Source organism: Streptomyces cathayae (genome assembly GCF_029760955.1).
GTDB classification, from domain to species: domain Bacteria; phylum Actinomycetota; class Actinomycetes; order Streptomycetales; family Streptomycetaceae; genus Streptomyces; species Streptomyces cathayae.
In genome coordinates, this window is the sequence record NZ_CP121682.1 from 5628229 (window position 1) to 5641509 (window position 13281).

The 13281-nt window shown below is 71.5% G+C and carries 12 protein-coding genes, 1 other RNA gene and 2 pseudogenes; 8 read left to right on the forward strand and 7 right to left on the reverse strand.

Annotation, left to right across the window (positions count from 1 at the left end; all coding sequences use genetic code 11):
- Window positions 1-5 precede the first annotated feature (5 nt).
- From PYS65_RS25655 to PYS65_RS25665, 3 genes are read left to right on the forward strand one after another with little or no spacing between them, the layout of a single operon-like run.
- Window positions 6-923 (forward strand): Nif3-like dinuclear metal center hexameric protein, encoded by a 918-nt coding sequence (locus tag PYS65_RS25655; RefSeq protein WP_279336292.1) that lies wholly within the window; start codon window positions 6-8, stop codon window positions 921-923.
- Window positions 920-1663 (forward strand): zinc ribbon domain-containing protein, encoded by a 744-nt coding sequence (locus PYS65_RS25660; RefSeq protein WP_279338077.1) that lies wholly within the window; start codon window positions 920-922, stop codon window positions 1661-1663. Before PYS65_RS25655 ends, PYS65_RS25660 begins: the two co-directional genes overlap by 4 nt.
- A gap of 12 nt (window positions 1664-1675) precedes the next feature.
- The gene (locus tag PYS65_RS25665; protein ID WP_279336293.1) at window positions 1676-3082 is read left to right on the forward strand and encodes a bifunctional RNase H/acid phosphatase; all 1407 of its coding nucleotides are present in this window, start codon (window positions 1676-1678) and stop codon (window positions 3080-3082) included.
- Here the strand turns inward: PYS65_RS25665 and eda are convergent.
- From eda to PYS65_RS25690, 5 genes are all read right to left on the reverse strand, one after another.
- Entirely contained in the window at window positions 3057-3749 is a 693-nt protein-coding gene (eda, locus tag PYS65_RS25670; protein ID WP_279336294.1) for a bifunctional 4-hydroxy-2-oxoglutarate aldolase/2-dehydro-3-deoxy-phosphogluconate aldolase, read from the reverse strand. The two genes, PYS65_RS25665 and eda, sit on opposite strands and share 26 nt — an antisense overlap.
- A 72-nt stretch (window positions 3750-3821) precedes the next feature.
- The gene (gene yaaA, locus PYS65_RS25675; protein WP_279336295.1) at window positions 3822-4604 is read right to left on the reverse strand and encodes a peroxide stress protein YaaA; all 783 of its coding nucleotides are present in this window, start codon (window positions 4602-4604) and stop codon (window positions 3822-3824) included.
- Window positions 4605-4668: 64 nt separating this feature from the next.
- Window positions 4669-5283, reverse strand: a complete 615-nt coding sequence (locus PYS65_RS25680; protein ID WP_279336296.1) for a hypothetical protein — start codon at window positions 5281-5283, stop codon at window positions 4669-4671.
- Window positions 5280-6038, reverse strand: coding sequence for a MerR family transcriptional regulator (locus PYS65_RS25685; protein ID WP_279336297.1), 759 nt, complete (start codon window positions 6036-6038; stop codon window positions 5280-5282). The genes PYS65_RS25680 and PYS65_RS25685 overlap by 4 nt, the downstream gene beginning before the upstream one ends.
- Window positions 6039-6251: 213 nt before the next feature.
- Window positions 6252-7694, reverse strand: a complete 1443-nt coding sequence (locus PYS65_RS25690; RefSeq protein WP_341483700.1) for an NAD(P)-binding domain-containing protein — start codon at window positions 7692-7694, stop codon at window positions 6252-6254.
- 578 nt (window positions 7695-8272) lie between these two features.
- Between PYS65_RS25690 and PYS65_RS25695 the strand changes: the two genes are divergently transcribed.
- Both PYS65_RS25695 and PYS65_RS25700 read left to right on the forward strand, forming a co-directional pair.
- A complete protein-coding gene (locus PYS65_RS25695) occupies window positions 8273-8602 on the forward strand; it encodes a hypothetical protein (RefSeq protein ID WP_279336298.1) in 330 nt (109 codons plus the stop codon).
- Window positions 8599-9084 carry a PIN domain-containing protein gene (locus PYS65_RS25700; RefSeq protein WP_279336299.1) on the forward strand — a complete coding sequence of 162 codons (486 nt, stop codon included), beginning with the start codon at window positions 8599-8601 and terminating at the stop codon, window positions 9082-9084. Before PYS65_RS25695 ends, PYS65_RS25700 begins: the two co-directional genes overlap by 4 nt.
- A 72-nt stretch (window positions 9085-9156) precedes the next feature.
- Here the strand turns inward: PYS65_RS25700 and PYS65_RS25705 are convergent, their stop codons facing one another.
- Both PYS65_RS25705 and PYS65_RS25710 read right to left on the reverse strand, forming a co-directional pair.
- On the reverse strand, window positions 9157-9627 hold the full coding sequence (locus tag PYS65_RS25705; protein WP_279336300.1) for an ATP-binding protein: 471 nt from the start codon (window positions 9625-9627) through the stop codon (window positions 9157-9159).
- 91 nt (window positions 9628-9718) lie between these two features.
- Window positions 9719-10732, reverse strand: a pseudogene (locus PYS65_RS25710) (exonuclease domain-containing protein); the annotation flags it as partial.
- 340 nt (window positions 10733-11072) lie between these two features.
- On the opposite strand from PYS65_RS25710, the gene PYS65_RS25715 reads away from it, so the two are divergent.
- The 3 genes and pseudogenes from PYS65_RS25715 to rnpB all read left to right on the forward strand — a co-directional run bounded on the left by PYS65_RS25715 (window position 11073) and on the right by rnpB (window position 13224).
- Window positions 11073-11906: an AraC family transcriptional regulator gene (locus PYS65_RS25715; RefSeq protein WP_279336301.1), complete on the forward strand. Its 834-nt coding sequence runs from the start codon at window positions 11073-11075 to the stop codon at window positions 11904-11906.
- 19 nt (window positions 11907-11925) lie between these two features.
- Window positions 11926-12705 (forward strand): annotated as a pseudogene (locus tag PYS65_RS35270) (DMT family transporter); the annotation flags it as partial.
- A 115-nt stretch (window positions 12706-12820) separates the two neighbouring features.
- An RNA gene (gene rnpB / locus PYS65_RS25725) (RNase P RNA component class A) lies at window positions 12821-13224 on the forward strand.
- Window positions 13225-13281: the final 57 nt, after the last annotated feature.

Below are 13281 nucleotides of genomic sequence, written 5' to 3' on the forward strand. Positions count from 1 at the left end.
CGCTTGTGCCCCGTCTGTCTGAAGTCATCACCGCGCTGGAGACCCTGTGGCCCGCCGAGCGGGCCGAGTCCTGGGACGCGGTCGGCACCGTCGCGGGGGACCCCGACCAGGAGGTCACCCGGGTCCTGTTCGCTGTCGACCCCGTCCTGGAGATCGTCGACGAGGCGGTGAAGCTGAACGCCGACCTGCTGGTCACCCACCACCCGCTCTATCTGCGCGGGACGACCACCGTCGCGGCCTCCACCGCCAAGGGCCGCGTGGTGCACCGGCTCATCAAGAACGACATCGCGCTGCACGTCGCCCACACCAACGCCGACACGGCCGACCCCGGGGTGAGCGACGCCCTGGCCGGCGCGCTCGACCTGCGCGTCGTACGGCCGCTCGTGCCGGACACCACCGACCCCGAGGGCCGCCGCGGGCTCGGCCGGGTCTGCGAACTGGACCACCCGCTGACCGTCCGCGAATTCGCCGCTCGCGCCGCCGCACGCCTCCCCGCCACCGCGCAGGGCATCCGCGTCGCCGGCGACCCCGAGGCGCTCGTCCGCCGGGTCGCCGTCAGCGGCGGCTCCGGCGACAGCCTCTTCGCCTACGTCCGGGCGGCCGGCGTGGACGCGTACCTCACCGCGGACCTGCGCCACCACCCGGCGTCGGAGTTCGCGGCGGACCATGCCGCCCACCGTCCCCTCGCGCTGCTCGACGCGGCGCACTGGGCCACCGAGTGGCCCTGGTGCGAGCTGGCCGCAGCCCAGCTCGACGAGATCTCCGACCGTCACGGATGGGGTCTTCGGGTCCATGTCTCCGCCACGGTCACCGACCCCTGGACCGCCCACGCGGCGTCCTTCGTCGACCCGTCGCCCACCACCCCTTCGGGGAGCGCTTCGCGCGCTCCTTCCTCCTCCGATCCCTCTGGAGCCCCCAACTGAACGCCGCGTCCGCCGACCAGATCCGACTCCTCGACGTCCAGGGCCTCGACGTCCGGCTCCAGCAACTCGCGTACAAGCGCAAGTCGCTCCCCGAGCACGCCGAGGTCGAGTCGCTGACCCGGGACCTCGCCCAGCTGCGCGACCTGCACGTGGCCGCGCAGACCGAGGAGAGCGACTGCGCCCGCGAGCAGACCAAGGCCGAGCAGGACGTGGACCAGGTGCGCCAGCGCGCCGCCCGCGACCAGCAGCGCCTCGACTCCGGTGCCGTCTCCTCGCCCAAGGACCTGGAGAACCTCCAGCGCGAGATCGCCTCCCTCGCCAAGCGCCAGGGGGACCTCGAGGACGTCGTCCTGGAGGTCATGGAGCGCCGCGAGTCCGCGCAGGAGCGGGCCGCCGAGCTGGCCGAGCGGGTCACCTCCGTCCAGTCGCGGATCGACGACGCGACCGGCCGCCGGGACGCGGCCTGCGCGGAGATCGACGGCGAGGCCGCCACGGTCACCAAGGAGCGCGCGGTCGTCGCCGGAGCCGTCCCCGCGGACCTGCTCAAGCTGTACGAGAAGCTGCGCGAGCAGCACGGCGGCATCGGCGCGGCGAAGCTGTACGCGCGCAGCTGCCAGGGCTGCCGCCAGGAGCTCGCCATCACCGAGCTGAACGAGATCCGCCAGGCCGCGCCCGACACGGTGGTGCGCTGCGAGAACTGCCGCCGCATCCTGGTCCGCACCGCCGAGTCGGGGCTGTAGGGGTTGCTTCCGGTGCGGGAGTTCATCGTCGAGGCCGACGGCGGGTCACGGGGCAACCCCGGACCCGCCGGCTACGGGGCCGTGGTGAGCGACGCGGCGACGGGGGAGACGCTGCGGGAGGCGGCCGAGTACCTCGGCGTCGTCACGAACAACGTCGCCGAGTACTCGGGCCTGCTGGCCGGTCTGCGGGCCGCCCGTGAGCTGGACCCGGAGGCCACGGTCCACGTCCGGATGGACTCCAAGCTCGTCGTCGAGCAGATGTCGGGCCGCTGGAAGATCAAGCACCCCGGCATCAAGCCGCTGGCGGCCGAAGCGGCGCGGATCCTCCCGCCCGGCCGGGTCACCTATGAGTGGATCCCGCGTGAGCAGAACAAGCACGCGGACCGCCTGGCCAACGAGGCGATGGACGCGGGGGTGCGGGGTGAGGTTGGGGTCTCCCCTGCTCGAACGGAGTCGAGAGCTTGGGGAAGGAGCGCTTCGGACTCGCGCGCCGCGCTGGACACACCGGAGGCACGGCCCGTGATGCCCGAGCCGTCCGGGCTGCCCGAGCCGTCCGGTCCGCCCGGGGACGCGGCCGCCGGTGCGGCACGGGCGCGTGCGGCTGCGGCCGTCGCCGGGGTCGCCGGTGCCGACGCCGGTGCGGGAGACGCCCCTGCCGGACACGCCCCTGCCGGGAAGGCGGCAGCCGACCTCCGGGCCGCGCAGGCCGTGGCCGCCCCCGGCACCGAGACGGCCGCCGCCCGCACTCCGGCGCCGTCCGCCACCCCCTCGTCGGGCTGGGCGCCCGCCGACATGGGCCCGCCGGCCACCTTCGTACTGCTCCGGCACGGCGAGACCCCGCTGACCCCCCAGAAACGGTTCTCCGGCAGCGGCGGCAGCGACCCCTCCCTCTCCGACATCGGCAGGGAGCAGGCCGAGCGGACCGCCGCCCACCTCGCCCGGCGCGGCACCGTCCAGGCGATCGTCGCCTCGCCGCTGGCCCGCACCCGCGAGACCGCCGGCATCGTCGCCGCCCGCCTGGGCCTCGACGTCGCCGTCGACGACGGGCTGCGGGAGACCGACTTCGGCGCGTGGGAGGGTCTCACCTTCGCCGAGGTGCGCGAACGCCACCCCGGCGACCTGAACGCCTGGCTGTCCTCCCCGGACGCCGAACCCACCGGCGGCGGGGAGAGCTTCGCGGCCACCGCGAGCCGGATCGCGGCCGCCCGGGACCGGCTGACCGCCGCGTACGCGGGCCGTACGGTCCTGCTCGTCACCCACGTGACCCCGATCAAGACCTTCGTACGCCTCGCCCTGGGCGCCCCGCCCGAGGCCCTGTTCCGGATGGAACTGTCGGCGGCCTCGCTGTCGGCGGTGGCGTACTACGCCGACGGCAACGCCAGCGTCCGGCTGTTCAACGAGACGTCCCACCTGCGCTGAGACCGTCTGCGCCGAGGCCGTCTGCGCCGAGGTCCGCCGCCGCGCGGGCCAGCCGTTCGATCCGGGCCCAGTCCCGAGCCGCCACCGCATCCGCCGGGAGCATCCAACTGCCGCCCACGCAGGCGACGTTGGGCAGCGCCAGATAGTCCGGTGCGGAGTCCGGGCCGATCCCGCCGGTCGGGCAGAAGCGGGCCTGGGGGAGCGGACCGGCGATCGCCTTCAGATACGCCGTGCCGCCCGCGGCCCGCGCCGGGAAGAACTTCATCTCCCGCACCCCGCGCTCCAGCAGCGCCACGACCTCCGAGACCGTCGACACCCCCGGCAGGAACGGCACCCCGGACGCCCGCATCGACTCCAGCAGTACGTCCGTCCAGCCCGGACTGACCAGGAACCGCGCCCCGGCCGCGACGACCTCGCCCACCTGCCCCGGTGTGATCACCGTGCCGGCCCCGACCAGCGCGTCCGGCACCTCGGCGGCGATCGCGCGGACGGCGTCCAGGGCGGCGGGCGTCCGCAGGGTCACCTCGATCGCGGGCAGCCCCCCGGCGACCAGCGCCCGCGCCAGCGGTACGGCGTCGGCGGCGTCCTCCACCACGACGACGGGCACGACGGGCGCGAGATCCAGCACGGAAGCGGAGGGGGCCGAGGAGGGCAGGGATGAACTCATGGACGCCATCCTGCCTTCACCGAAGCACCCTGCGCAAAGGCCGTTGCGCAGGGTGCAATGAAACGACGTGGGTCAGTGCACCTCGTCCACCAGCACATCCAGCGCCCAGGGCGTCCCCGCCCGCTCCGGCGCCTGCGCCTCCACCACGTACCCGAGGTCCCGCAGCGCCTCCACCAGGGAGGCGGGATCCTCCGGCGCGGTCCCGGCCGTCAGCAGGCTGCGGACGATCCGCCCCTTGGTCGCCTTGTTGAAGTGGCTGACCACCTTCCGGGTCGGTGCGTGCAGGACCCGTACCGTCGCCGTACGCGCGGCCACCTCGCCCTTCGGCTTCCACGCCGCCGCGTACGCGGCCGACCGCAGGTCCAGCACCAGACCCCCGCCGGCCGCCTCCGGCAGCACCGAGGCCATCGGCGTACGCCAGTACGCCCCCAGCGCCCCGAGCCCCGGCAGCCGTACGCCCATCGAGCAGCGGTAGGACGGAATCCGGTCGGTGACCCGGACCGCACCCCACAGCCCCGAGAACACCAGCAGCGAGCGGGCGGCCCGGCGCTTGGCCGCCGGATCGAGCGAGGCCGGATCCAGGGCGTCGTAGAGCACCCCGGTGTAGATCTCCCCGGCGGGCCGGGTGCCGGCGGTGCGCAGCTCCACGTTCTTCGCGACCTCGCCCCGCAGCCCCTGGCTCAGCCCCAGCACCTCGCGCGCCTTGTCCTCGTCACCGGCGCACAGCTCCACCAGCTCGGTGAGAACGGCCTCCCGGGCCTCGGCCAGCCCCGGCAGCGACAGGGCCTGAGGCTTCAGCGGGGCGCCGCGGCCGGAAGCGGCCTTGCCCTCGGACGGCGGCAGCAGGACAAGCACGCGTTGCTCCTCACGGTAGAACCCAGCCGACAGCGTACGGTGCCGGGCGCTACGCCTGAGTGGCCTACGTCTGAGGGGCCCACCGCCCCGCCGCCAGCGCCCGGACCAGGGCGTCGGGCTCGTCGGCGTGCAACCGTACGATCCGCACCTCCCGGGGCCGCCCGAAGAACGTGACGTGGGTGACCGGCTCCGTGAGTTCCAGCGTGACCGTGGTCTGCGAGCCGACCTCGACGTTCAGCTCACCGTCGGCCCGCTCATGGCTCATCCGCAGCTCGCGCCGGACGGAGGCGATCCGCTCCAGCGGTATCCGCAGGTCGACGTGGACGGCGCGGCGGATCCGCAGCGTCCCGGAGTCCGGGTCCAGTACGTGAGGACGTACGACGTCGGCGGCATGCAGCCCCACGACGATGACGACGGTGTACACATCCAGGAACAGCACCACCGCGTGGACCGTCGGCCAGTCGAGCAGCAGCAAGGACAGCACCACCGTCTCGACCACGCACACGAACGCGAACCCGAACATCACCGCGCCGTGCCCCCGCGCGTACCCGAAGGCCGTCCCGCCCCCGGCGCCATGAGTCCGCCGCGCCAGCCACAGCAGCAGGCTCACCATCAGCCGCAGCTCGTGCCGGACGAGGGCCCGGACAACGCCCCGGCCGACCCGCACGCCGTCCGTCATGTCGTCCGCTCCTTCATGATGATCCGCAGGGTCCGGCGGATCGCCTCCGCCTGGGCCGGGGGGAAGTCCGCGTACATGGCGCGCAGGAAGCTGTCGTCCTGGTCGAAGGAGGCACCCTCCGGGAGCAGACCCGGGGGCAGGGACTCGGCGAGGACGCGGGCGGCCTCGTCCACGCGGGGGTCGTCCGGTGCGGCGTCGACGAGTTCGTCGAGCAGCGCGTAGGCGGCGAGCGCACGCTCCACCCCGCCCGGCACCTTCATGAACCCGGTCAGCAGACCCATCAGCTGCTCCCGCTGCTCCGGGGGCGCCGCGGTCTCGATGAGGGCGAGCACCTCCCGGTCCCTGGCCGCCATGGGCGAGTCGGACAGATCCGCCACCTCCCGGAACAGGGCGGCCAGTTCGGGGGAGACCGGCCCCTCGGTGGTCAGCCCGCCCTCCGTCTCCAGCAGGGCCCGCAGCCGCGCCCGACGGTCCCGGATCGCGGCCTCCTGCCGGGCCAGGTCCTCGTCCAGCTCGGTCAGCACCTCGGCGAGGTCCTTCCCGGCGTCGTCCGCGAGCACGTCCCGCACCTCGGCCAGCCCGAGCCCCAGCTCGGTCAGCCGCCTGATCCGCGCCAGCACGACGGCGTGCCGCAGCGTGTAGTCCCGGTACCCGTTGGCCCGCCGCTCCGGCTCCGGGAGCAGCCCCAGATGGTGGTAATGCCGCACGGTCCGCGTGGTGACACCGACGGCCGTGGCGAGTTCTCCGATCCGCATGCCCCCCAGTAGAAACGTTGACGCCGCGACAGGGTCAAGCGAGCACGGTCGAGCGCGCGCAGGACGACAAGCGGGGGCACCTGGGAGAGCCGTGCTGTCGGTCCGGTGCCGATATCCCCGGTTGTGCCCACCCGTGGACACGGGTCAGGGGCCCGCAGCGAGAGCTGCTGGGCCCCTGAGAACCGTAGTGGGGTCCGCCCCCGACCCCGGGAGTTACGCCGCTAGGCTGCGCTCAATGGTCTGCGGGGTCTTGGTGGGCTTTCTGGCGAGGTAGCGCTCGATCGAGTCGTCGAGTTCTTCGAGCCACGGTGTGTGGTGCTCGGCGGCCAGGGTGCCCGTCATGACCGAGCGGTAGGCACGGTCGCGGTAGCCCATGATGTCGGCCTTCTTGTCGCGCTTCCACGCGAGGAAGATCTCGACGACCCGGTCGAGGTCGAACTCGGGGTAGTCCGTCTGCCGCAGCAGATCACGCACGTAGTCGGCCTGGAAGCGGACCTCTTCGGCGTCCGAGGAAAGCTTCTCGAAACGTTCCCGCCACTCGGCGATGGACGCGGCGCGTTCGGTCTCCGACGGCAGCTCGGCGCGGCCCAGGATGAGGTCGCGTACGTACCAGGCCTGCGCGTCGAACATGTTGAAGGTGAACCACTGGTCCTGCGCGCCGAGGTAGGCCAGACGCGGGTTGTCCTGCCACACGACACCGCGGTAAAGGCCGTCCGGGTACACGTTGTTCGGGGAGGCCAGCGCGAGCTCGTCGGACAGGAACGGGTACTTGTGCAGGTAGCCGGTGCACAGGACGACGGCGTCGACGTGCTTCGAGGTGCCGTCGGCGAAGTGGACCGTGTTGCCCTCGATGCGCTGGATGACGGGGCGTTCCTCGAAGCCCTCGGGCCAGTCGTAGCCCATCGGCGCGGAACGATAGCTCGCCGTCACCGAGCGTGCGCCCATCTTGAACGCCTGGCTGCCGATGTCCTCGGCCGAGTAGCTGGAGCCGACGACGAGGACGTCCTGCCCCTTGAAGGCTTCCGCGCCGCGGAAGTCGTGCGCGTGGGCGATGTACCCGGGGAAGGTCTCGATGCCAGGGAAATGCGGCACGTTGGGGAAAGCGAAGTGGCCGCTGGAGACGACCACGTGGTCGAACTCCTCGGTCGTCGTTTCTCCGGTGGGGAGATTCTCGACCGTGAGCGTGAAGACCTCACGCTCGGCGTCGTATTCCGTCCAGCGCACGACGGTCTGGAAACGGATGAAATCGCGCACGTTCGTCTTCTTCAGCCGGGCGGCGATGTAGTCCCACAGAACCGGGCGCGGCGGGTATGAGGAGACGGGGCGACCGAAGTGCTCGTCGAAGGTGTAATCAGCGAACTCCAGCGCCTCCTTCGGCGCATTCGACCACAGATTGCGGTACATGCTCGAGTGTACGGGCTCGCCGTACTCGTCGAGTCCGGTGCGCCAGGTGAAGTTCCACTGGCCACCCCAGTCAGCCTGTTTCTCGAAACAGACGATCTCGGGGATGTCCGCCCCCGCGCGCGCTGCGGTCTCAAAGGCCCGCAGCTGAGCCATGCCCGAGGGGCCGGCACCGATAATCGCTACTCTTTTTCTGTTCGTCACGTATGTCCTTTTATTCTCGCCATGTGGCCCCGCGTCCGCCCTCACGTTCACGGGCAGGGGGGAGCCGTCCGGTCGCCAGAATCCGCACGTATCGACCGGTCCAGAGAGGCAGCTTTCCTTCGACCGTAGCAGAATTGGCTCAATTGCGCTAATTTGCTGTCGCAATCAACGACGCCAACCCGTCGGAGGTGCGTGCTGCGGCAGCCGGTCCGGCCGTGCGGCTACAGGTCGACCTCAAGCCTCACTTCCGGTGGATGAACTGCAGCTTTGTCGCCTTGTCGGGTGCGACGAGGTCACCTGCCGGGCTGGCCGTGAAGGCCGTCGCCCTGCATGCCTTCACCCTTTGGACTTCACATCGGCAACGCGGTGGAAAGGGTGGAGGGCGCCCTGGCGGAAATGTGCCCGACCGTAGATCCTTCCCGGTCTGCGCGATCTCATTCCTCCGAGATGTAGAAGGAAGTGGATCCGCAATCTGGTTCTCCGCCTTGTCCGAGTGAAGGTGCGTCAGGGGCGCCTCAGTCTGAAGCCCGGCGACGAGGAGATCTTCGTCGGTACCGTCAGGGTCGGGGTCGGGTTGTCCGCGTCCGGGCGCACTCGCGCTGTCGTCATACGCGTATTACGGTGCTTCCGTGGCGAAGACACGGATCAGTATCAGCCTGGAGCAGGGTCAGGCCGACCGCATCAGGCAGCACGCGGAACGGGCGGGCCTGGACGTCTCGGCCTACCTGGTGCATGCCGCGACGCGGCAGATGGCCGAGAGCGATGCCATAGAGGAGCAGTTCGCGGAGGTGGACGCGCTCATCGCCCGGGCGGAGCAGGCGGCAAGTGGGCTGCCCGCCGAACCCGCCCCGGGACCGGCCGCGGAACTGACGGAACAGGAACGCCGCGAGGTCGAGGAGGCCCTGGATCTCGCCCACGGCCGGGACCGGCACGACCGCCGTCCGGGACACGCCGCGTGAACGCACGGGTGCCGGTCTACGACACCGGCATGCTCATCGCGCTCGCCGACCGCAAGGCGAAGGCGGTGGCTCTCCACGAAGGGCTGCGCACGGTCCCGCACCGGGCGCTGGTGCTCGGCCCGGTCCTCGCCCAGGTGTGGCGCCCTCAGCCGGCTCTGGTGCACGCCCTGTCCGGGGTGCTGAAGGACTGCACCGTCCCGCGGGCCCGTACGTCCGAGCCGCCCCTGCGCGAGACGAGAGCGGGCCGTTCGGAGTGTCTGGCCTGTGCGACGGGCCCGGACCTCGCGGACTGGCGGCGCATCGGCACCGCTCTGGGACGAGCGGCCCTGCCGGCGAAGGAACGGCCGGACGCGGTGGACGCCTGGGTGGCCCTGGCGGCGGCCCGGCACGGCAGCGCGGTCGTCTTCACCGCCGACCCGGGGGACATCGAGGCCTACTTGACGGTCCTCGCGCCGACGGACGTGCACGTGGTCGCCGTCTGACGGCCGGGAGCCGCGCTCCGCCCCGGCCAGGTGGCCGCACAGTGCCCGCAGTCGAGGGCTTTGGGCGTGGCCTCAGGTTCGCCCGCTGTGCGTGTCCGGACCGGAGCCCTCGTAGACACATTCGGCCCAGACCGTCTTGCCCCCAGGTGGATACGGCTCGACGCCCCAGCGGTCGGCGAGGGCGGTGACCAGGAGGAGGCCGCGGCCGGATTCGGCGTCCGGGGGTGTTCCGCAGTCCGCGGGCGGTGACGGGAGGCGCTCGCCCCGGGCATCGGTGACGGCGATGCGGAGCAGACCGGCCGTGGTGTCGAGGGTGAGGGTGAGCCGGAAGTCGCGGCTGTCGACACGGCCGTGCAGGGCGGCGTTGGCGGCGAGTTCGCCCACGATCTGCTCGGCGCGTTCGGTGACGCCGGGTGACATCGGCCAAGCGCGGAGCTGCTCGGCGGCGAGGGGGCGGGCGAGCAGGGCTCCTCGGCGGGTGGACGACAGGAGCTGGGTGAACATTTGTACGGTGGAGCCAAGTTGGGGTTTGGTTGCGCTCATGGGGCCACGGTGACGGGTGCGCGTGGGTGCATTCCAGAGGTGCAGTCCGTACGGTGCGTCAGCGTACGAGCACATTCCGTGGACGGTGCGACGGTTCGTGCGTCACGCTGGTGGTGGACGCGGGCTCCAGAGGCCTGACTGCTTCGGGTTCAGCCGTCCGGGCGGTTACGACGGCTGTCGTCTCGTGCGCCGTCCCCGGTTGTACGGCGGCCAGAAGGTGCAGAAAGGTGTGCTCGTCGATGACCGGCACGCCTTCGGCGTGTGCACGTCGGGCCTTTGCCGAGCCGGACGTTGCCTCGTTGGTGACCAGCACGCTGGTGTGGCGGCTGACAGAGGTCATCATGTTCAGTCCGGCGGCAACCGCCCGCCCGACCAACTCCGCCCGGGCATGGGCGGTCTCACCGGTGATCGCGACCTTCATTCCCTGCCGGAGCGGCCCGCCGGGGGTCAGCCGTCCCGGATTGCGGTAGGCGCAGGGAGACTTGGGCGGCTTCGGCGTGAACTGGGACTCTGCCCGGGGCGGGCAGGTCACCAGTGGCAAGGGAAGATCGAGCCGCGCTGCTTCGCGCAGTGACGCTCGCAGGATCCCGGCCAGTACACGGGTGTCGTCCAGCGCATCGTGAGCACGTTGCTGGGGGACGCGGTAATGGGCAGCGAGGGTGCCGAGTTTCATGTCGTCCGTCGGCGGATCCACCTGGCGGTTCAGGGCCAGGGTGCAAAGCCGCTGCGACACCGGCAGCCACATCCGCGCACGGGCGAACTCATGGGCCAGGAAGTCGTAATCGAACTGGGCGTTGTGAGCGACCAGGACCCGGTCCTGGAGCATCGCGCCGATCTGCCCGGCGACCAGGTCGAAGGTCGGTGCGCCATGCAGCCGCTCGGTGGTCAGCCCGTGCACATTCACCGGCCCGGGATCGCACCCCGGGTTGAGCAGTGTCGAGAACTCTCCGGTCTGCTCACCGTCCGGACCGATCGTGATCACCGCGATGGACAGCACTCGGTCACGCCTGGCTGTGAGTCCTGAGGTCTCCACATCGACCAGTGCCCAGTCGTGGGCGTAGCCGTCCGTGGCAGGCGCGTCGAAGGAGGTGGAGACGAGACTCATGGTGCTCATGATGATGCGATATGGGACCTTCCTTCAACCTGCATGCCGTTTTACCCTCATCTGGAAACCCGTTGGGATCGGCTCCCACGCGGTGGTCGGGAATGCGGCTTGTCGGTCGAAGCGGATTCTTTGTCTGTCTCGTCCTCGGCCAGGAGGCGGGCCGAGCCGGTGTCCGGGCCCATGTCGTGCTGGATCTGTACGTCCTTGCTCTTCCACCCCGTCCACCACGGTCGGCGAGAATCTGCTCGGCGGAGCTGCGGGAGTTGAGAGCCTGTACACAGGCATCGACGGCCTCGCGGGCCTTGTCGGAGGATGCCGATACTGAGGACGAGGGTGCGGAGTGGCGAAGGTACGGGAGCAGGCCAGCTGGACCAGGGCGCGGCTCGGGGTCTGCGGGCCCTCCGTCGACCTGCTCACCGCCCGTTTCGACCGGCACGAGTACGCCCCGCACGCCCACGACGAGTTCACGGTCGGGGTCACCGTCGGCGGACTGGAGGCCATCGCGTACCGCGGCGGACGCATCGTCTCCGGACCCGGCACCCTCGTCGTCCTCGAACCCGGCGAGATGCACACCGGCGGCCCCGCCGCCTCCGACGGCTACGCCTACCGCGCCCTGTACGCCGCCCCCGCCCTGCTCACCGACGGAACCCACGGCACCGGTCTCCCGCACTTCCGCGAGCCGGTCCTCCACGACCCCGAACTGGCCGGCGCCCTGCGCCGCGCGCACACCGAGGTCAGCGCCTGCCCCGACCCCCTGGAGGCGGAGTCGAGGCTGCCCTGGCTGCTCATCGCCCTCGCACACCGCCACTCCACCGCCCGTGCGGACGCCGGTGCGGTCCCCGGTGCCGGGCGCATCGCCCTGGCCGTCCGCGAGCGTCTTGCCGAGGAACTGCTCGCCCCGCCCTCCCTCGCGGCCCTCGCCACCGACCTCGGCCTGTCCCGCTACCAGCTGCTGCGCGCCTTCCGTACGACGATGGGGATACCGCCCTACGCCTGGCTCGCCCAGTACCGGGTCACCAGGGCCCGCGGCCTGCTGGAGGCCGGGCTGCGCCCCGCCGAAGTAGCCGGACTCGTGGGCTTCGCGGACCAGGCCCACCTGACCCGGTGGTTCCGCCGCGTCCTCGGGGTGACCCCGGCGGCGTACCGCAACAGCGTTCAAGACCCGGGACACTGACCCGGCCGAGACTCGCCGCATGACTGCACGCGGCTGGTTCCTGTTCTCCCTGATGGGAGTGGTCTGGGGCATCCCCTATCTGATGATCAAGGTGGCGGTGGAGGAGGTGTCCCCGTCCGGGGTCGTCTTCACCCGCTGTGCCCTCGGCGCACTGCTCCTGCTGCCCTTCGCACTGCGGCAAGGAGGCCTCACCGGGACCGTTCGCGCCCACTGGCGCCCCCTGCTCGCCTTCGCGGTCATCGAGATCATCGGCCCCTGGTACACCTTGACCGACGCGGAACGCCACCTCTCCAGCTCCACCGCCGGCCTGTTGATCGCGGGCGTCCCCATCGTGGGCGTGACGCTCGCCAGGTTCTTCGGCGACACGGAGCGCCTGGGCGCACGCCGCCTCACCGGCCTGGGGCTCGGCCTGGTGGGCGTCGGCGTCCTCACCGTCCCGCACCTGACCGGCGGCGACGTCCGTTCGCTCGCCGAGGTGCTGGTGACGGTACTGGGCTACGCCATCGCCCCGCTCATCGCCGCCCGCCATCTGAAGCAGGTCCCGTCCCTCCAGCTCACCGCGGTCTGCCTGACCCTGGCGGCAGTCGTCTACGCCCCGGCCGCCGTGCTCACACGGCCGGCCGAGCTGCCCTCCGCCGGGGCACTGACCGCCCTCGCCGGCCTGGGCGCCGTCTGCACGGCGATCGCCTTCGTCGCCTTCCTGGAGCTGATCAAGGAGGCGGGACCGACCCGGGCGACCGTCATCACGTACGTCAACCCGGCGGTCGCGGTGACGGCCGGGGTGCTCCTCCTGGGCGAGTCCCTGACCGCGACGGTCCTGGCCGCCTTCGCCCTGATCCTCACCGGCTCGGTCCTGGCGACGGCCGCGGCACCGAGGCCCCGTTCACGCCCGGTACCATGGCCGGTACGGCAGACGAGCCGGGCGGGCGGCCGCGTGGAGTCCTTTGCGGGGCTTCCCGAGGAACGTCCGGGCTCCACAGGGCAGGGTGGTGGCTAACGGCCACCCGGGGTGACCCGCGGGACAGTGCCACAGAAAGCAGACCGCCCGGCGCTTCGGTGCCGGGTAAGGGTGAAACGGTGGTGTAAGAGACCACCAGCGCCTGAGGTGACTCAGGCGGCTAGGTAAACCCCACCCGGAGCAAGGTCAAAAGGAGCGCCGTGAAAAGCGCTCTGCGCGGACGTTCGAGGGCTGCCCGCCCGAGTCCGCGGGTAGACCGCACGAGGCCGGCGGCAACGCCGGCCCTAGATGGATGGCCGTCACCGGAGGGCCCGCGAGGACCCACCGGAACAGAACCCGGCGTACAGCCCGACTCGTCTGCCGCCCCAGGTCGCTGACCTGCAAGAGCACCCTCGATCCCGGCGATGAAGTGCACAT

Bases quoted from the DNA above. Each gene is read 5' to 3' on its own strand.
- PYS65_RS25685 (WP_279336297.1), bottom strand. From the start codon at position 6,038: ATGCGGATCGGAGAACTCGCCACGGCCGTCGGTGTCACCACGCGGACC.
- PYS65_RS25705 (WP_279336300.1), bottom strand. From the start codon at position 9,627: ATGAGCGCAACCAAACCCCAACTTGGCTCCACCGTACAAATGTTCACC.
- PYS65_RS25680 (WP_279336296.1), bottom strand. From the start codon at position 5,283: ATGACGGACGGCGTGCGGGTCGGCCGGGGCGTTGTCCGGGCCCTCGTC.
- eda (WP_279336294.1), bottom strand. From the start codon at position 3,749: ATGAGTTCATCCCTGCCCTCCTCGGCCCCCTCCGCTTCCGTGCTGGAT.